This window comes from Bacteroides sp. NGMCC 1.200775 (genome assembly GCF_040798045.1).
GTDB lineage: Bacteria > Bacteroidota > Bacteroidia > Bacteroidales > Bacteroidaceae > Bacteroides > Bacteroides hominis.
The window spans coordinates 153,319-173,462 of record NZ_JASCQK010000001.1; the positions used below are offsets into that span (position 1 = coordinate 153,319).

13 protein-coding genes and 1 riboswitch are annotated in these 20,144 nt (G+C 47.3%); of the genes, 6 read left to right on the forward strand and 7 right to left on the reverse strand.

What is annotated here, in order from left to right; all coding sequences use genetic code 11:
• Positions 1-2 precede the first annotated feature (2 nt).
• From QK890_RS00750 to QK890_RS00770, 5 genes are read right to left on the reverse strand one after another with little or no spacing between them, the layout of a single operon-like run.
• Positions 3-3,941, reverse strand: a complete 3,939-nt coding sequence (locus QK890_RS00750; RefSeq protein ID WP_250717692.1) for a cobaltochelatase subunit CobN — start codon at positions 3,939-3,941, stop codon at positions 3-5.
• A gap of 1 nt (position 3,942) precedes the next feature.
• Positions 3,943-5,415: a PepSY domain-containing protein gene (locus tag QK890_RS00755; RefSeq protein ID WP_367627114.1), complete on the reverse strand. Its 1,473-nt coding sequence runs from the start codon at positions 5,413-5,415 to the stop codon at positions 3,943-3,945.
• The gene (locus QK890_RS00760) at positions 5,415-7,769 is read right to left on the reverse strand and encodes a TonB-dependent receptor (RefSeq protein WP_367627115.1); all 2,355 of its coding nucleotides are present in this window, start codon (positions 7,767-7,769) and stop codon (positions 5,415-5,417) included. Before QK890_RS00760 ends, QK890_RS00755 begins: the two co-directional genes overlap by 1 nt.
• A complete protein-coding gene (locus QK890_RS00765) occupies positions 7,766-8,683 on the reverse strand; it encodes a sirohydrochlorin cobaltochelatase (RefSeq protein ID WP_367627116.1) in 918 nt (305 codons plus the stop codon). Before QK890_RS00765 ends, QK890_RS00760 begins: the two co-directional genes overlap by 4 nt.
• Before the next feature lie 3 nt (positions 8,684-8,686).
• Positions 8,687-10,762, reverse strand: coding sequence for a TonB-dependent receptor (locus QK890_RS00770; protein WP_250717686.1), 2,076 nt, complete (start codon positions 10,760-10,762; stop codon positions 8,687-8,689).
• 54 nt (positions 10,763-10,816) lie between these two features.
• Positions 10,817-11,055, reverse strand: a riboswitch (cobalamin riboswitch).
• An 810-nt stretch (positions 11,056-11,865) separates the two neighbouring features.
• On the opposite strand from QK890_RS00770, the gene QK890_RS00775 reads away from it, so the two are divergent.
• The 6 genes from QK890_RS00775 (at position 11,866) to QK890_RS00800 (ending at position 17,802) form a co-directional block, all read left to right on the forward strand.
• The gene (locus tag QK890_RS00775; RefSeq protein ID WP_005806347.1) at positions 11,866-12,633 is read left to right on the forward strand and encodes a threonine/serine exporter family protein; all 768 of its coding nucleotides are present in this window, start codon (positions 11,866-11,868) and stop codon (positions 12,631-12,633) included.
• The gene (locus QK890_RS00780; RefSeq protein ID WP_005777972.1) at positions 12,630-13,115 is read left to right on the forward strand and encodes a threonine/serine exporter family protein; all 486 of its coding nucleotides are present in this window, start codon (positions 12,630-12,632) and stop codon (positions 13,113-13,115) included. Before QK890_RS00775 ends, QK890_RS00780 begins: the two co-directional genes overlap by 4 nt.
• Before the next feature lie 33 nt (positions 13,116-13,148).
• On the forward strand, positions 13,149-13,883 hold the full coding sequence (locus QK890_RS00785; protein WP_367627117.1) for a DUF6064 family protein: 735 nt from the start codon (positions 13,149-13,151) through the stop codon (positions 13,881-13,883).
• A 71-nt stretch (positions 13,884-13,954) separates the two neighbouring features.
• A complete protein-coding gene (locus tag QK890_RS00790) occupies positions 13,955-15,289 on the forward strand; it encodes a cobyrinate a,c-diamide synthase (protein WP_044300202.1) in 1,335 nt (444 codons plus the stop codon).
• Positions 15,289-15,861: a cob(I)yrinic acid a,c-diamide adenosyltransferase gene (locus QK890_RS00795; protein ID WP_005777966.1), complete on the forward strand. Its 573-nt coding sequence runs from the start codon at positions 15,289-15,291 to the stop codon at positions 15,859-15,861. Before QK890_RS00790 ends, QK890_RS00795 begins: the two co-directional genes overlap by 1 nt.
• Before the next feature lie 36 nt (positions 15,862-15,897).
• Entirely contained in the window at positions 15,898-17,802 is a 1,905-nt protein-coding gene (locus QK890_RS00800; RefSeq protein ID WP_367627258.1) for a PAS domain-containing sensor histidine kinase, read from the forward strand.
• On the opposite strand, the gene QK890_RS00805 is transcribed toward QK890_RS00800, so the two are convergent.
• Together QK890_RS00805 and QK890_RS00810 are read right to left on the reverse strand one after the other, a co-directional pair.
• Positions 17,765-18,955, reverse strand: coding sequence for an ABC transporter permease (locus QK890_RS00805; protein WP_005777963.1), 1,191 nt, complete (start codon positions 18,953-18,955; stop codon positions 17,765-17,767). The two genes, QK890_RS00800 and QK890_RS00805, sit on opposite strands and share 38 nt — an antisense overlap.
• Positions 18,939-20,111, reverse strand: coding sequence for an ABC transporter permease (locus tag QK890_RS00810; protein WP_005806333.1), 1,173 nt, complete (start codon positions 20,109-20,111; stop codon positions 18,939-18,941). Before QK890_RS00810 ends, QK890_RS00805 begins: the two co-directional genes overlap by 17 nt.
• Positions 20,112-20,144: the final 33 nt, after the last annotated feature.

Below are 20,144 nucleotides of genomic sequence, written 5' to 3' on the forward strand. Positions count from 1 at the left end.
GATTACTTCTTCCTTTTTAATAGAAATATCACTCCGGCAAAGATAATAAGAACAATTCCCCCTGTCAGTATACCATTGACGATATTCTTTTCCCGGCTTTCGGCTTGGGTCAGTTTCTCCTCTTTCAGTACGATGTTCTTTCCGTCTGTACCGGTTCCCTGAAGAATGTCCTGCATAATTTCCCGATAGCTTCCGGCTTCGGATGGCGTCAACTTATTCTCTATAAACTGTTGGAGTTTCCGGTTGTCACAGACAAATTCCGTACAGGCTGCTCCTGCTTCACGGGTGATTTCCGCATGGAGCTGTGCGGTTGTTTTCAGTTGTTCGTCATCTGCTTTCCAGTAACCTTTGCGGGCACTTTCGAGCATGACCGCAGTCATTGCCTGATAGGAAGCGGGGTTTACCTGTTGGAAATAATTTCGGATTCCCAGATGGTTCTCGTCAAGGATATACATCTTGTACAGGTCATTGAAAATCTCCTTGTCTATAGCCGAAGGGCGGGTAGCGTGCCACCCGAAGATGTTACGGAATATCTCACCGAACATCTGGGCCGTGGTGGCACCGCCTTTCATTCGCTCTTCTATGAAAGTAGGATTTAAGATGGTAGCCCTTGCTTCTACGGCAATGGCTTCGTTGACGTTCTGTATCCGTTTGTTATTCCTGTTCCGATAGTCTGCCATCAGTGCATCGGGCTCTTTGCCGGTCAGTGTTTTTACTGTTAGCGAAAGGCCTCCCATAAATTCATATACATGGTCTAAGGAGAGTGGACCCCAAGTATTGCTTTGCCGGGGTTGTATCACTACGTCTGTTTCGGAGAGTGCCGAGGCAAAGAGGTCTTTTTGCATCTCTCCCCAGTTTTCTTCATCTCCGTAGGCTGCCCCCATATTGTTGAGATAGCCGTCTGCCAGTTCCGATTCATTATCCCATCGGTCACTCTTTTCCGTATAGGCCATCATGCCGGTGCTATATCCGCTATTGACAGGACCAAACACACGCATGACTGACATTTCACGTGCCTTCTTGGGGGAAACGCCTTTTTCAACCAGTAGCTTTTCTTGTAGGCGTGTGCCCGACGACACGTAGTTTGGGAATGATTCGCTATCGGCAGATGAAGCCAGTCGGATGGCATCGGTAAGCATGGTCAGCCGCGATCCCGCTATATCACGCAATTGACCTGATACTTGTACGACAACGTTGATCCTTGGACGTCCTAATTCTGCCGAAGGTACCAGGCGTAGGTCGACTACACGTCCCATTTTATCACGGATGGGTTCTACGCCGAGCATCCAGAATACTTGTGCCAGTGTAGCTCCTTCGGTAGTGATAAATTCACCTGCCCAAAAAGAATAACTTACTTTACGCGGATATTCTCCGTCGTGGTTCTCACGGTATGCCTTCAAGGTGGCTTCCGCCAATCGTTTCCCGTCTTCCCACGAAGCTACGCCGGGAGTAGTTTCCACATTGATGCTATACATATTTCTTCCGGTAGGTAGCACGTTAGGATTGAGAACAGGGTCTCCTCCCGGTGCAGGGAATACGGTTCCTCCACTGAGACCGCGCAGCATGGCAGACAGCTCGTTATCGGTGGAGGCTATCAGTTGCGAGCGGTAACGAAGTGCGTCCCGAAGTTCAGGGGCAATGCTTGCGGTATCTTTGGGCGGATTCTGTAAAAGGGGAATCAGCCGTTGTTTGGCAACAGGTAGATAATGATGGGCTATGTAGCCGAAGTCTTGCAACTGTTCAGTAGTGATTTTCCCTTTATCACGGTCTTGCTTTGCCATTGAATAGGCCAGAGGGTCGGCACTGACGGCAAGAGTGGTAGTCAGTAAGTCTCTGGCCGAATAAGTTTCTCCCAATGTGTAGTAGGCTCCGATTGTCTTTTCATTGGCTATTTCTTCGGCAAAGAGATCGATCTGCTCCAGCTCTTCGTCTGTATAAGGTCGGCTGAGTGTGGAGTCGAGTTTGAGATCACGGTGCAGTCCAAGTTTAACCACTTCTTTTTTGATGCGTAATCCAGATATCCGGTTCTTTTCTGTTCCTTCGGCAAGTATCTTGTGAATGTCTTCCAGCAAAGACGCATATCGTTGGCGCATTCCGCTTTCTACATAAGGGGGAGTCAGATGGGTAACAAGTACGGCATGAGTACGGCGTTTGGCGATGATACCTTCGCCGACATTTCCGGTTGTATAATAGTAAAAGTGGGGTAAATCTCCCACTAATGCGTCTGCCCAGTCGTTATGCGAAAGAGCTACATTTTTTCCGGGGGTATACTCCAGATTTCCGTGAGTGCCGAAATGAATCAAGGCATCCGCCCGGAACTCTTTTTGTACATATAAATAAGGTGCCAGGTAACTGTGCGGTGGTGCTACAGGCATACCATGTACCAGTTTGAAATCGTCATCGCCCAGTGCCGGACGGGGTTGGGGGAAGAGAAGTACATTGCCGAAACGAAGACAAGCGATGGCAAGTTGCTCTTCGCCCTGTTCGTTCTTTCCGGTCAGCAAGTGGCCGGGGGCTTCGCCGTAACGTTCGGTTACTTCTTTGTATTTTTCTGCATCAATCACTTCGTGAGCCCATTTTTCATACTGCGTTTTGGTCAGCCAGACAGGATGTGCTGTCGACAGAAACTTTTCCTGGGCTCCTGCCGCATATGAACCCATAACGGCTCCGTCCCGGTAAATCTGTTTGCCGAACTCTTCGACAGTGGGAGGGAGATTGCTTACATCATATCCTTCGGAGCGCAGCTTTTTCAGGAAGTTATAGAGAGAGGGGATTACTTCCATGCCACTGGCAAGCAGTGCGTCTTTGCCCGGTGTCTTGAAATAGCAGATAGCAATTCGTTTATCGCGGTTGGGCTTCGTACGCAGATCCAGATGCTTGCGCAGGTGACTGATAAAGTTGTCAACCCTTTCCATTTCGGGTTCGTGAAGATAATAACCGCTTTCGTGAAGGTTTTGTGTAGCAATCAGTAGGGGAGTCATTCCTCCGTCTATTTCGGGAACAAGCACACGGGCTGTCAAGGTTCCTCCGCTGACGGGCTTCATCGGATCGAGCCACTCTTCCCGTGACTGGATCAGGGGGAAAGGGTTGAAAATCGGGATGTTTTCCGTATGTAACCAGTTTATCAGCGAATCGTTGCCTAATCTACCCATGGGTAGGTATACCATTGCATCCGGATGGAGGTTACGCAGCATTTCGGTACGTTTATCTTTGCCTGCGATGGGGTAAACATTAAATCCGGCTTGTGTCATTCGTGATATTAAGGTATCCACATGGGCACGGTTTCCTTCCATCGGGAAACTGATACCTGAGATAAATGCGATTTTGCGTCCCCCTTCGTGGTAGATTCCCTTTTGTCGCAAATATTGTTCCAAGTCTTCGGGAGTGTTGAAGTATTTGCCATATTCCTGATGGTAGAAAAGATTGTTCGGTAAACGCAGAGGGGCGTCAAACGCTTCTGTACTCCAACGTGAAGGAGTGGCGATCCGGCGAAGGTAACGTAATCCGTTCCGGTAATTCTGACGACAGGCATCGCCAAAATAACGGAGCAACATCGCTTCTTCGTCGGAGGTGATGTTACGGTTAATGACAGTGTTGAAGTTGCGTAGCGAGACTGTGAAAACAGGAACACCGGCAGAAGCAGTACGTTCTATCTCCTTTGTTTGGCTGTCGGTCAGGTTGAGGCTCCGCCCATAGAGCACAACAGCGTCATAACCTTTGAGTGATTTCAGATCTTCGGTTTGTATGCAAGTGACCTGAATGTGACGGCTGTCATTGTTCAGTACAATGTCGGCTGCCTGTGCGGGCAACGGATTTACGATCAGAATCTGTGTCGGAGCCATCCAGTGCAGATAACCGATAGTAAAGGCAGTAGCCAGAAGCAGTATGCTTCCGGCTATATACAGTGTTTTCTTATGGTGAAAGAAGGTCAGTACTTTCATTTTATCTTTTTATTTTCTTTCTGCATTTACGTTCGATGTACCTCACTCCGAGCACTACACCACTCAGCGAACAGACAGTACCGCCCAGCAATAGTACCCAAAGAACGGTTTTACGGAGTGTAGGCGAAGAGTTCAGCCCCTGTATGCGTAAGCGGTGCAGGGCAGTGTACATCCAGTATTTCCAACGGGCCGTATCGTTCACATATCGTACGGTGGCCGTTTCTGGATGGATGTAGTAACAACTCTTGTCTGCGTCGCCGACAGTGACTTTCCAGACGGGCAACAGACTGCGGTCACGGTACATCCGGCTCATATCCCTGTAGTAGGTTTCAAATTCGTTGATCAGTGCTACATGTAGCCGGGCACTGTCACCATGTATGGCTCTCACGGCATCCGTTATCTGCTTTTCGTCCAGTTTCAGCGGGCGCGATAGGGAGTCCGATGCATCGATATATAGATCTCCTTCACTTCGTTTTACTATATAGTAAGGTTGTGAGCGGAAATTACTCCATTCTATCTGGCGTACGTCGGGATATTCGGTTAATATCCGGCGGTAATCCAGCACATACTGCTCTAACCTCGGTGCTCCTTTCTTTATTTCGCGTGTGGGATTTTTATCCAATACCGGTTTGCTGATCCAGGACGGAACTTCTGCCAGCGACATCATTCCGCTGAAACAGAATGTCAGCACGAAGAGACCGAAAACGATTCCCGTCACATAATGCCAGTGATACCACTTTTTGCGATAGGGAGAGAAACCTTTTCCCTGTTTGCGTGAGCGGCGCCAGATGTCGATACCTACCCACAGTCCTGCAATCGTCATCAGGCAGCCAATGCCCGACAGCCAGATCACCGTGACGCTCCATAAAGCGGCATCTTGCCGGAGCCAGGTGAAGTAAACCCAATGTGGAATAGCCCCCAGCCATGCCCAGAAACGTTCGTTACGGGTGGTGAACTGCAATACTTCTCCACTTTGTGAGCCGATGTATAACTGGTGTCTCTCCGCATCGGCAAAATGGAACTTATAAATGGGAAACTCCTTCTTCAGGCTACCGAACGGAACCCATTGGTCGAGCCGGTTCAGCGTATCTATCCGCTCCACCGGCGCACTGCACCATAGGGACGCTGTCCGGCGGATACGGGATCCGTCTACAGATGGTAGTACCTGAGCAGAGTCAGCGGGCAGATTATGTTCACCTTTGTCCGTGCGGATGTGGAAGATGGTCTGTCCGAGGTATCGGTCTATCCGGATTCCTTTCACTTTTTCACCTTCGGGCAGTCGGGAAGTGATTTCGCCGACAGAAGGCAGTGAAGGAGACAGGGGTTCCAGTTTCTCTAATTTTTCAGCTTGAGATGCACGTGGAAATCCGTGGTACATCATGACAAAAGCTGACAGGAACCAAACTAAAAACAGGATACTGAGCAGTGTGCCCAGTACCCTGTGAATGGTATACATCAATTTCGTGATCATCATTATAAAGTATAAGACGCAGAAAGCATGAAATTACGTGGCATGCTTGGTATCAATTGATTGCCAAGTGCCTGGTTGCAGTATTCCTTGTTGAACAGATTGTTGACATTGACTCCCAGACGCACATTGCTCTTTAATGTATAAGAGAGACCGAGGTCGGTCAGCCAGTAAGCATCGAACGAACTTGTATTGTCTGAGTTGCGGTACACTTTGTCCTGGAAACTGGTAGAGAGATTCACTCCCAAACCTTTCATCATACCTTTTGAAACCGTATAGGCACCGAAAGCGTAGAAAGTATTTTTAGGGATATAAGCATACTGCTTGCCTTCGCTTGCGTTTGTCTGCATATAAGGGTTGTTGGCCAGGTCACGCACTTTGGCGTCGGTGTATCCGTATCCGGCACTCATAGACAGGTTGTAAATAGGACTCCAGGTAATATCAATATCGAATCCTTTGGAATCCATTCTACCCACTTGCCCTACAACTTTTTTGTCCAGTTCTACACCATTGGCAATGTCTCCTTTGTTTGCAAGAGTCTGGCGGATATTATCTTTATTAATATAGAACAAGCTTACGTTAGCCTGCAACGTACGTGTGATTTCGTATCGTGCTCCCACTTCTACCTGGAAACCTTTCTCCGGCTTGAATACCTCTTTACCATTTATCGGAATAAACTCTTTACCATCTTTATCAATGTAAATGGTATTAGCGTCATAAAATGCGCGGATAGGTTTGAAGTAAGTACCGTATGAACCATAAATGGACACTTTGTCAATAGGCAGATACACCAATCCGGCACGGAACGTGAAGGCACCGTTGGTGATTTTGTTATATGCATCGTCATCCGGTTTGTCATAATGGCGTCCTCCGTCGCTGGTGTTCAGGTTGGCGGTCTTGTACATGAACAGGTCATAACGTCCTGCCAGCATCATTTTCAGTTTATCACTGAACTCCACCAGGTCTTGCAGGTAAAATCCGTGGGTGAATGTTTTCTGTGCGGTGACAAATCTGAAAGGCGCTTCCATCCAGCCAATGCTGTGTGGATTATATACCGAACCGTGTCCTGTGGCTCCGGGGCCGGTAGCTCCGGTACTTCCGCCACCATAAGCCATGTAAGAGTCACGCATCAGGGATACAAAAGAGTAACCGCCCAGATAGTTGTGCACAACGTCTCCGGTATAGAACTTACCGCTTGCTTCCAGTTGGTTGTTCACTGTTTTAGCGATATGTGAGAAGCGTAGCGGATAGCTGTAATAGATGGAATCCAGACAGATATACTTTTTGGTGTCGTTACCTTGCTTGTCTTTGGTCATGTAATAATGATCATAGATAGGGCTGTCACTTGTCAGATAGTCCAATGACTCAGTACCGAAGTAATCAATATCGTCATAAGTATAAGAGAGTTTGTCCATCAGCTTGAACGCTTCGCTGAAGGTGTGTTTATACATGGCGGATACGTTGAAACCACGGTTGTACATAAAGTCCGATTCACTGTTGTAGCGGGCTTTTTTGTTCAGTCCGGGCAGGGCATCTCCTTTGCTTAGGTATTTGCTGCCGTCTGTGGCTGAGAGTATATCATAAGACATTGTGGGAGGTAAACCGATCTCGGTCGGATAGAAATCGCGGTTGGCGCCGATACGGATGTCCAGTTCGTCGCTTTCAGTCAGATGTCCGCCAAGGGCCAGGTATCCGGAAAGACGTTTGGTAGCATTACTTCTCCATCCTTCCTGATCTTGCCAGTTGACGCTTGCACGATAGTTTAGGGGACCTACCAGTTTGCCGCCTAATGCCATTGTAGCCTGTTTGTTATAATAACTGCCATAAGCGAGACGTGCGTATACGCTTTGTTTGCTTACGGGAGCTTTACGGACAATGTTGAGAACGCCACCTACGGCGGACTGTCCGTAAAGTACCGAAGCCGGACCTTTCAGCAATTCGATACTTTCAACGGAAGACAGGTCCATAAACGGATAGGAATTGTCGATGGATGAACGTTCGTCACGTACTCCGTCCACCATAATCACGGAATTATCGAACCCACGGATGGAGAACTGCGTAAAGGCTCCGTAGGAGGTGCGGAAGCGTACACCTGGGAGGAAACGGGCAGCTTCCTGTATGTCCCGGATGTTTCGTTTCTCAAGCATCCCAGAAGTGATTGAATTGGTTGAAATAGGAATGAACTTGGCGGGAACATCCAGTTTCAGGGCATCGGTCTTTCGTCTGTAGTTGGTTGCCACTACTACTTCGTTGATTGAGAATATAGAATCATTGAAGTTGGTATACTTTTTGTTTTGCTGTTGTGCTTGCGAAGGAAGCAACAAAGCGCTTCCTAATGCGAATAATACTATTTTCTTCATTTGTCTTTGTCTTTTGCATATTTGGCTTTTTTCTTCATAATGTCCACCATTTTGTGCTTCAGCATAAACCGGGCATGGTCGATAAACAGTTGTTGGATAGCGGGTATTTCACCCAATCCCTGCATACGTACATCTACTTTCAAGCCTTCCTTTTCAAGAGCTTCTTTCCAGTCGACGGCAATGTCGTTGTTGGCATGGTCACCTGCTACAAACATAAAGGGAACCAATGTCACTTGCTTGGTTTTGTTATCCTTCAGTTGCTGAAGCATGGTGTCGAATGTAGGGTAACCTTCGATGGTACCTACATGAAAGTTTTTCAATCCTTTGGCTTTCAGCATATAGTCGATCATGGCATAAGTAGCTGTACTTGGGGTATAAGTGCCATGTCCGACGAGGACCATACTGCCTTTTTCCGGCTTGCTGTTGCCCAGGATATCCACCACAGCCTCAGCGTCTTCTACCGAATAAAGAAGCGGGTTACCTACCCGGATCTCTTTAAAGAATGGCGCTACTGAGGCTACGTCACGTCTCAACGACTCCATCTCAACACCTTCTATAATGTTAGTACTCTGCACAATGACATGTGTATAGCCATCTCCGAGAAGTTTCAACAGTGCTTCCAGTGGACTGGGTTTCTCAATGCCGCGAGCTTTGAGGCGGCGCATGACAATACGTGAAGTATAAGCCTCGCGCATTTCCAGTTGCGGGAATGCTTCTTTGGCTTTGGCATTGATAGCATCGATGGTTTTGGTACGGGTGTCATCGTATGTAGTGCCGAAATGTACCATAAGAAGGGCGGCTTTATCGCCCGGTTGCATGGTGGCCAGCATATCGGAGGCCACGAAGTTTCCCCCTTCGTGCGCGGAGCAGAAGAGGGAAACTAACAAGAGTAAAGAGAGAATAGATGTTTTCATTGGTTATTTCTTGAATCGGAGAGTTAAACTTACATATGCCATACGTCCCGGAGAAAGAAGTGCGTAGTTAACGCCATTGGGACGGGTATCACGTTTGTTGAAAATGTTGTCGAGACCCATGCCGAAGTCCAGTCCCAGGTGTTCGAATCCTGTCAGTGAATGTTTTACGTTCAGGTTCCACACCCCATAACCCGGAGCGTCACCATAGCTGTGTCCCGGATGGAAGCGTTTGCTCTGGAAACGTCCGTTGATGTTGATGTTCAGCAGATAGTCATCCCAGGAATGGCTGTAATTCCCCGCTACGGTTCCTGTGTGGCGTACCGAGCGTTCAATGTTACCCCATACACCGTCCACACTCTTGCCACGTGCATAAGCGTAAGCATAGTTTCCGTTCAGGCTGAAGCCTGCGCCGAGGTTGGTGGCTGCGTTTACTTCAAAACCTCTGACAACACCTTTATCGAGGTTGCCGTAGAGTTTGTAGTTAGCTAACGCTTTTGTTTCAGAGTCTGTCAGGTTGAACTCTTTTTGGGCCTGAGCACGTAACTCTTCACCGTTAGGAAGATCTGCAAGTTTATATGTAGTAGAATTAATCATATCATCTATATAATTCAAATAACCGGTAACAGAGACATTTAAGCGGTTTGTATTGTATTCCAAGTTAACAGAATAATAATTACTGTGTTCTGCTTTCAAATCTTTATTACCTTGTGTGATCGTTTTGCCTTTATTCATATAATAATAAAGTTCATCCAGACCAGGGGCACGGTAACCGGTAGAATAAGTACCACGAATATTGAAAGCACCTACTGAATACATCACAGCCACTTTCGGAGTAAAGCGTCCTCCTGCCAGTTCGTGATAATCGTAGCGTACACCGGCAATACCGGTCAGACAATTCCATAATTTAATTTCGTGTTGCGCATAAGCAGATGCTGTATACACAGACTTATCTACCTTTGCACTGGGACGGTCCAGGCTTTCTGAACGGTAATCTACTCCGACTACAGTCATATTGTTTCTGGCAAAATTGAAGATACCTTTTAACTCTGCGTCATAGAAATGTTGTTCTTTAGTTTTGGCATAGTCTCCGATGGCAATCTTGCTTTTGTCATCAGCCACAGTATATTTATAATTTTGCATGTAGTTGTCATTCATCAAATCCAACTGAATAGAAGAACGCTTATTGATTTTATAGCGTCCGCCTACACCGAAGTTATATGATTCGTAATGCAAGTCATATTTAGAACCTCCGTCGATGCTTTTATCGTATACAGGGCGATCTGTTAATTTCCAGTAGTAACCTCCATTAGCATAGAAAGAGAGCTTCTCAGTCGGTTGGAAAGTGAACTTTTGATTTACTAAATTTGAGTGGAAGCCATTGGATGTAGGCGATACGGTGGGAATAGTTGATACTGCTCCTGTTTTACTATCTGTTACGTATGCTAAGTCACTGTTTCTCCACCCTGCGCTTTGTTCATGTTTGTAGGAGGTATACGAACCGAACTTTTCGGTAGCGATGTCCGCATTTACCATTTGTGTCAGTTGGCGATGATCTTCATATCGGGTGGTAGAAGTCACCTGCATCAGTTCTTTCGGTTCATTGGTGATGATGTTGATTACACCTGCAATGGCATCAGAACCATAAAGCGATGAACCTGCGCCGTCAAGCACCTCGATGCGTTTCACGCGGCTCATGTCGATGCGCGAAAGGTCGATGTTATTGGATGTGTCTCCTGTCAGTTTTCGGCCATTAATCAGTATAAGTACATATTTGTTGGAGAGGCCGTTCATCATCAGGTAAGAACCCATTGAGTTGGTAGAGAATGAAAGGGAAGGAACGAGCATGGTCATTGCCTGCTGAAAGTCTGTGATACCGGCTTTCTTTATTTCGTTGGCAGTTACTACTTCCACCGGAGCCGGTGTGTTTTTCAGTCTTTGGTGTGTACCGGTACCTGTCACAACTACAGGGTTCAGGTCCACAGTCATCTCTTTGTCTTTGCCTGTTGCGTGTTGCTGTGCAAACGCACCCACCGCTGCACATCCTCCCAAGAGAATGGTCAGTAAGCATCTTTTGTCCATTGATGTTTTTGAATAATGTGTTAATAAACGGCCTTCCTGACCCCGGGACGGCACTGTTATCTATGTCTGCTCGGCAGGTTTCCTGACTATCCCTTTTTTAGAAAGCAACCTTCCCGCCTTGCCTTCCGGCATCGACAGTGGTATGTGTAGAAATGCTTTCCTTTCCTCCTTTGAACAGAATGCGGAGTATATGGGCATCACAGTAGCGGGCACTGTTCCGGATTCTCACCGGATTCCCTTTTATGCATCGAACGGAATGCTTCGACTGCATCACCTAAGCGGGGACAAAGATATACATTTATTAGTTTATATAGAAATAAATTAAAGAATATACTTATTTATAGGTATATCGGAGAAGTGAAGCCTTTTATATTGGGAAAGGCGGATGTCTTTCAGTCAAAAAGACGCGGTTTACTGCTTATTTGTAGCAGAAAGAAGGGATTTACTCTGTTTTTAAAACAAGGGAAGAATTCTATATGTGTGAAATAGAAAAGTAGTCCGCATAAATATGGCATTAGTATACGATATCCGGACTGTTTTGTGATTAAATATACTTTGGATGATCAGAGATGATCGATTTCTTGCCTTTAGGAAGTTAATATTGTCTTTATATGAAGTTAACATCGTATTCGGAGGAAGTTAACATTGCGTTCAGAGGAAGTTAACATTGTATCCGGGTGAGGTTAACACTCTAAAAAAAGGCACTAAAAGCTCTGTTTCTTATGCTGGTTGACTCCGTCTCGATGCTCGGCCGGATTAATCGTTTGGATTGTAATATCAGTTATTTATATGCTTTATGCTACAAAATGCAGTGGATATATTTTAATTTGCTTGGAAGATATGTTCACGAATGTTCTTTTGTTTTTGGAGAATTGTAAATACGGCGCTTTTTCCGGAGAAGCCTGGGACAGACTCCGAAAAATGCGCTACAAGCCACATAGAAAATACAAGATGACAGAATGTCAAAATGTCAATGATGGAAGATGCTGAATGGAAGCAGGAAAGCGGTGCGAAACAAGATTTGGATAAAATGAAAGGTTGCATCATGTCTCTCTTTCCTATCTTTTTTGTACTTTTGCGCCCGATTTAAAAAAGTGAGCATTATGACTACAAATGAATCTTTGATTTCCATATCCAAGTTCATTGCCGGATATTCGGCCCATCTGATGGGAGCAGGTGTGCACACCTCACGTGTCATCCGTAACTCGAAGCGTATCGGAGAAGCCTATGGGGTGGATGTGAAGTTGAGTGTTTTTCATAAAAACATTATCCTGACCATTATTGATAACGAAACGGGTGAGGCCTGTAACGAAGTAATTGATATTCCTGCCCATCCGATCAGTTTTGAACACAACTCTGAATTGAGTGCTTTGAGTTGGGAGGTTTATGACAAACATCTGCCTTTACACGAGATGGCGGACAAGTTCAATAAAATTATATCGGCACCGAAAATAGATCCGTTGTTTGTGCTTTTGCTGGTTGGATTCGCCAATGCTTCGTTCTGTAAGTTGTTTGGTGGTGATATCATTTCTATGAGCATTGTCTTTTCGGCTACTATCACGGGACTTTTCCTGAAGCAACAGATGCAGAAGAAGAAAATAAATCATTATATCATTTTTATTGTTTCCGCTTTTGTTGCGTCATTATGTGCGTCGACAGCACTTATTTTTGACACTACCTCTGAGATAGCCCTTGCAACCAGCGTGCTTTATCTGGTACCGGGCGTGCCGCTGATCAACGGTGTGATCGATATTGTAGAAGGATATATCCTCACGGGATTTGCCCGGTTGACGGAGGCTGCCCTGCTGATTGTCAGCATTGCGATAGGTCTTTCGTTTACATTGTTAATGGTTAAAAACAGTTTGATATGATAGCTTTAGATATTCTTTCCGATGGATTTTTTGCAGCAATTGCGGGTATTGGTTTTGGGGCTATATCCGATCCACCGTTGCGGGCTTTCAAGATGATTGCGTTACTTGCGGCTGCCGGACATGCCTGCCGTTATTGCCTGATGACTTTTCTGGGGGTGGATATTGCTACGGCTTCTTTGTTCGGAGCATTGATTATCGGTTTCGGCAGCTTGTGGCTCGGGCAGAAAGTATATTGCCCGATGACCGTACTCTATATACCGGCATTGCTTCCGATGATTCCGGGTAAGTTTGCTTATAACATGGTGTTTTCACTGATTATGAGTCTGCAAACAATGAACGAGCCGGAGCGGCTGGGTAAATACATGGAGACATTCTTTGCCAACGGACTGGTGACCTGTACCGTTATCTTTATGTTGGCGGTGGGAGCCACTTTCCCCATGTTCCTGTTTCCTCACAAAGCATTTTCCCTGACGCGGCATTAATAAATTAATCTGTTTAATAAGAATCTATATTTTATGGAGATATTCTGGAAAACTATTGCGTATTATAATTCTGCTACCTGGATCTATCAGTTGCTGATCATTGTTGCCGGCTTGCTGCTGACAGTGATGCTAATAAAGAATCCCCGTCCATGGGTAAAGATGGGCATGAAACTGTATATGGTTTTTCTGTATTTGTGGATTGCCATCGCATACTATGCCATCTGTTGTGACGAGCGCAGCTATAACGGGGCATTGGCTATGTTTTGGATTGTTATGGCTACGATATGGGTGTGGGATGCCATCACCGGATATACCACTTTTGAGCGTACGCATAAATACGATATGCTTTCGTACGTGCTGTTGGCTTTGCCATTCGTATATCCTTTGGTGTCTGTCGCAAGGGGACTTGTTTTTCCCGGCATTACATCGCCGGTGATGCCTTGCTCGGTAACCGTTTTTACCATCGGTCTGCTTCTGTTATTCTCGCGCAAAGTGAATATGTTTCTGGTATTGTTCCTGTGCCATTGGTCTCTTATCGGTTTGTCGAAAACTTACTTCTTTAATATTCCGGAAGATTTTCTGCTGGCCAGTGCAACGATTCCCGCATTATACCTCTTTTTCCGGGAGTATTTCCTCAACAATCTGCATGCCGATACCAAGCCTAAAGCAAAATATATTAATTGGTTACTTATTCTTGTCTGCGTATCTATCGGGATTTTACTGACCACGACCATGTTTTTGGAACTGGTGCCGACTCAGCAGCCATAGCGCATTTTTACAGACAAAGATATACCCTTAGAGAGAAATATCCGTATCTTTGCAGGATAAAAACTGACAATATGGAGTGTAGGATGATTTCTCAGTTTCTGATAGCAGCCCCTTCTTCGGGCAGCGGAAAGACAACGGTCAGTCGCGGATTAATGGCATTATTGATAAAGAAAGGGTTGAAAGTACAACCTTTCAAGTGCGGGCCCGACTATATCGATACCAAATATCATACGGCAGTTTGTGGGCGTCCTTCCATTAATCTGGATACCTTTATGGCTTCGGCAGAGCATGTGGGGGAACTTTATGCCCGCTATGCCACAGGGGCCGATGCCTGTATTGTGGAGGGGATGATGGGCATGTATGACGGATATGACCGTGACCGGGGTTCTTCGGCCGAAATAGCCCGCTTGCTGAATTTACCCGTCGTATTGGTAGTCGATGCCAAGTCGGCGGCCTACTCGATGGCTCCTCTGCTTTCGGGCTTCCTTCATTTCCGTCCTGAGATAAGAATAGCGGGAGTTATCTTTAACCGTGTAGGGTCTCCCCGTCATTACGAAATGCTACAGGAAGTATGTAGCGAACTGGGTATTTCCTGTTTAGGATATTTGCCTAAGCGGGAGAATCTGGTGCAGGAGTCCCGTTACTTGGGGCTGGACTTCAGCCGTTCGGGAGGGACGGATGCACTTGAAGAGTTGACCGCCTTAATGGAAACACACATCGACTATACCCGCCTGCTTGAAGAGACAATGCTTCCTGCCCCCATACCTTCTACTCCGGATACTTTCCGGCAAGGAGATTTAAAAATATCCGTGGCATGCAGTGCAGAGTCTTTTTCTTTCATCTATCAGGAACATCTGGATATACTTCGCCGTTTGGGAACCGTTACCTTTTTCAATCCTGAACACAATCGTCCGTTGCCGAAAGGAACCGATCTGCTCTATCTTCCCGGAGGCTATCCGGAGAAATGTCATACCCGGCTGAGTCGGGCTTGGCGAAGAATGCAGTCTGTCCGTAACTATGCAGAGGCGGGCGGGCGCGTGCTTGCCGAATGCGGAGGGATGATTTACCTTTCTAAAGGTATCCTCTTCGACCGGCCGGAACATCCGGGGATTGCGACCGGACCGCAAACAGGGGTATTTCCTTTCTATATTTCAAGCCGTAAAGCCGACAGGCGTTTGACGTTGGGGTATCGGTCTTTCGATTATAACGGACAGCATCTTCGCGGCCACGAGTTCCACTATACGCAATTCGAACCGAAGACGGAAGAACTGCCGGAGTCTGTCACTCAGGTATACAATGCCAAGGGAATACCTGTCGGTACACCTGTGTTCCGATACAAAAACGTGATAGCCAGTTACACGCATCTATACTGGGGAGAGATTGATTTACTTAAATTATTTGAATAATGAAACGAATCTATACACGGACCGGAGACCGGGGAACAACCGGTATTCATGGTGGAGAACGGGTAGAAAAAGACGATATCCGGATTGAAGCAAACGGAACCATCGATGAGTTGAATGCGGTGATCGGCATAATCCGTTCATTGCTTCCGCAAACACATGATTGGCAAAGGTTGCTGCATACCCTCCAGCGGGAGTTGATGGTGGTTATGAGTCATGTAGCGACTCCGTCGGCCATTCGCGACAAGAACCCGAACAGTCTATCACCCCATCTGGCAACCTTCTGTGAGCAGGAAATGGATGCGATGACGGCCGAGCTGAAAGAGAATGGTTACTTCCTGCTGCCCGGAGGCACACCGGTTTCTGCCCAATTGCAGTTTGCCCGCACAGTTGCCCGAAGAGCAGAACGCCGTCTTTGGACTTTGAACCGGCAAGATGCCGTCCCGGAAGAAATCCTGAGCTTTATCAACCGCTTGTCCGACCTGTTTTTTGTTATGGCACGCTACGACATGCAACAACAGGACTGGCCGGAAGAGCGCTGGCAGTCGTTCGCATATAAGAAAAAGAAAAAATAAGAAGCCTATCCCAAATTCTGTCAAAACAAAGCAAACATAATGATTAGCAAAACTCCTTTGGACAATGTAGCCAAACTGAATAAGATTTGTGCCGATGCACAAATCGGATGGTGGGAAGTGAACTTTAACACAGGACAATGCCTTATTGCGGAAACCCTGCTTAAGGCACTGGAAGTCAGCAGTGAATTGTTGAGCATAGACGAATTAATGTCCACTGTACGCCGGGACTATCGCAAACGCATTACGGACGAATTCATGTCCATTCCCCAAAAAGGAGTATTCGAACAGACCTTTCCCGTATCTTCCAGCCACGGTAACATCTTCTGGATGCACTGCGCACTGAGCATGGAAGAGGAAAATGAAGAAGGACAGCTGATTGCTACCGGATATAGCCAACGGATAGAAAACCCGGAGACAGAAGGCTATCAGTGCGTATGGAGCCAACGTAGCGATAAGTTGTTTCACGATATATTCAACAACATTCCGGTCGGTCTTGAGCTATATAATAAGGAGGGCGTGTTGCTGGACTGCAATAACCGGAACCTCGAGATATTCGGAGTAACAGACAAGAACCGGATCATCGGCCTGAGCCTGTTTGAGAGTCCCAATGTGACTCAGGATATGCTTGAAAGCCTTCAAGCCGGCTGTCCCGGCAGTTTTCATTTGCATTATAACTTCGACGAAGAACGCAGGCTCTTCCGGTCGGAACGGAGAGGGATGGCCGATCTTGATGTGCGGAGCCTGATGCTCTATGATGCGGAAGGGAATCTGTCGAACTATCTGCTGATGAATATAGATAATACCGAACGCAATAATGCACTGAGCAAAGTGCATGACTTTGAGAACTTCTTCTCTATTATTTCCGACTATTCCAAGGTGGGATATGCGAAAATCAACCTGCTGGATCACACCGGATACGCCATCCGCCAGTGGTACAGGAATCTGGGTGAAAGCCATGACACGCCGCTGACGGATATTATCGGTGTGTTTTCGTACATGCACCCCGATGACCGGAAGTTGGTACTCGATTTCTATGAAAAGGCCAAAGCGGGTACGGAACGTTTCTTTGACGGTGATCTGCGTATCCGCCGGGCAGAGGGTTCGGACGAATGGAACTGGATACATAAATCTTCCATGGTGACTTCCTACCAGTCGCCCGATCCGAGACTGGAATTAGTAGAGGTGAACTATGACATAACGGTCCAGAAAGAAACAGAGGCAGAGCTCAGGGCAGCCCGCGATAAAGCGGAAGAGTCCAACCGGTTGAAGTCCGCTTTTCTGGCAAATATCAGCCATGAAATACGTACGCCGCTTAATGCCATTGTCGGCTTTTCCGACCTTCTGATGACAGTGGACGATCCGGCGGAGCAGGAAGAGTTCCGTCAGACCATACAGAAAAACAACGTATTGCTCCTGCAACTGTTCTCCGATATCATCGACCTTTCTAAGATCGATGCAGGTTCGTTTGAGTATATGCCGAAGCCTGTTTATCTTTATCAGTTCTGTGCCATGATGCTACAGAAGATGAAGGATAGAGTACCCGAAGGAGTAGAGTTACGGATCGATGAAGACTCACCGCTCGATGCCTGGTTCAACGCCGACAGCGGATACTTGAACCAGGTGATTACCAATTTCGTGAGCAATGCGATTAAGTTTACGCACCGGGGCACTATCACCATCGGTTATCAGATCGATGCCGCCCGGCAGCTTGAAATGTTTGTAGAAGATACCGGCATCGGTATCTCTGCTGAGAATCAGACGGCAGTTTTCGACCGCTTTATGAAAGTAGACAGTTTCGTACAGGGTACGGGCCTCGGCCTTCCTTTGTGCAAGAGCATTATCGAAAAGATGGGCGGACGTATCGGCGTCACTTCCGAATTTGGGAAGGGCTCACGCTTCTGGTTTACGCTTCCAGTTTCTTCTTGTATACCCACACGCTAAGTCCGAAATAAACAACGACCTGTATCCATAAGGTGATGTATTCCGGTTGTATGTCTGCCATATCGGCCCCCATCGAGTTCAGCTTGACGAAGGCGAGAGTGGCGGGTGCGGCCGGGATGATGTAGTGCATCATACGCCAATACCAGGGCATCAGTTCCAACGGATAGGAGACTCCCGACAGGAAAATCAGTCCCACCGAGAAGAAAGCGATCATCAGCAGTGGGGCTTCCGAATCGGTGAAGAAACGCGAGGCGGCCAACCCGAAGAAAGAGGTTGCCATCAGGTAAGGCACCATCATGGCGGTGATGTACAGTCCGTTCCCAATGTTGGGGATACTGAAGAAGTGGGGTAACAGCCCGAGCAGGAACATGGAAAAGATCGCATAAAGCCCGCAATATACAAATGTTTTTCCCGCCACAAGGCGCGTTGCCGCTCCCCAAAGCCCGTTTTTACCGGTCGTCCTGAATCCCGGAAGTAACGGCTCTGTGGCACGGTGCTGATATTCGTCGCCCGTCAGCATACCGATGACCATCAGCAATGTCTGAAAGATAATGACCATCATGACAGCCGGAATCAGATAGGAGCCATACCCTTCGGTGTGGTTATAGAGTGCCGTGCCTGCTATGTTGACAGGTTTAGCCATCATTACGGCAAGCAGTCCCTGCGGAGGAAGGAATACGGCACCATCCATGCGGTGGGCATCATTGAGGGCAAGGTATACACGTGAAGTGGCTTCCTGCAACGCCTCGAAATAGAGAAAGGCATCTGTGGTGGCGTATAGCGAGAATACTGCTTCCCGTCCTTGAAAGACGCGGGTTTCGAAATCATGCGGAATATACAGAATTCCTTGCACTTTGCCTTCTTTCATCCATTCGCGGGCTTCCCGGTAGTCCATTGCCTGTGCATAGACGGCTACTTGCGGCGTGGCGTCCAGCCAACGGATGTATTGGCGGCTAAGGCTGCTGTGCGAGTTGTCGACAACTGCTACGGGAGCGTCGGTCACGATGTTGGGAGCATACATATAATTATAGAGCAGCCCATAAACAAAGATACCTCCCATCAGCACCAACAGTACGGCATAACTGGTACTGATGGCACGGAATTCACGTGTGATGATGAAGGAAATCTGCGATAGTTTACCGGATATTTTCATATTTACGACTGATTATGGCTCGTCTGAGGTGAGGGAGCATCGCCAATGCCAATAGCGGGAAGATACAAAGTATCACTGCCGAAGGCCATAGGTGGATGAATCCGCCACCATAGTAGAGCATGGTTTGTGTAATCTCGGTGTAATGGCGCACGGGGAACAGATAAGAGGCGTCTCGCACCAACGGATACATGTTGAGTACCGGGAAGGTGACGCCGGACAAGGTAGCCCCCAGCGATCCGACCATGGATACGATACTGATGATGATTGCCACGGCAGGAAACAGGGAGAAGATGAACAGAGCCAGTGCCTGGGTGGCGATAATGAAAAGTACCGTCATTCCATTGAGTAGCAACCAGCTCCCTTGAAAAGGTATGTGCAGGATGCCGAACATGACAAAGTTGCCCAGTATGCCGATCAGGCTGAAAATAAGTGTATAAGGCAGCAACTTGCCGATAACGGCTATCGTGATGTCACCCCCGGCCGCCTGTAACCATTCGCCGGCCGTACGGAACTTGATTTCGCTCCCCACGGCATATACCGTGATAAGCAGTACCAGCACCTGGAAGAGTACGAAAAAGAAGGGCTGGCTCAGGTAGACCGAGTAGTCCAGCGATGGATTGTAAATCGGGTGATTGTTGGCTTGTACGGGGAGTAGGAAGGTTTCTATCTGCTGTTCGTTTACGCCCAGTGCCACGGCCTTCATCACGATAGGTGAGAGGGCTACGGGAGCAAGCGAGCTTTCGAAGGCGGCCATCAGCTCGCCTCCCACTGAGAGCAGTGCATAGTGATAATAATAATTCAGCGTAGCGTCCTGTCCCGATATCATATCTTGCTCAAAGCGTGGAGGAATGGAAAGGTAACCATATATTTCTTTCTGCTGTACCGCTTTGCGTGCTTCGGCTTCGTCGACGAAGTGACGAACCACCCGGAAGGTGGGTACGGCAGACATCCGCCGGGTAATATCCCTCGAGGTGGCCGTATTGTCCTGGTCGACAATGCCGATGGGGATGTTCTCCATCTGTCCGTTGCCGAATATGGTAGCCATGAAGAAAAGCGTGAATAGCGGAAGCACCAGGCAGACGCCGAAGTAAAGGCGCCGTGAGGTCATCCGTCGCCACTCACGTTGTACGACACGGGTGATAGGGGATTGTTGCATAATGATTGGTTTTTGAGTTTGATTCACCACAGA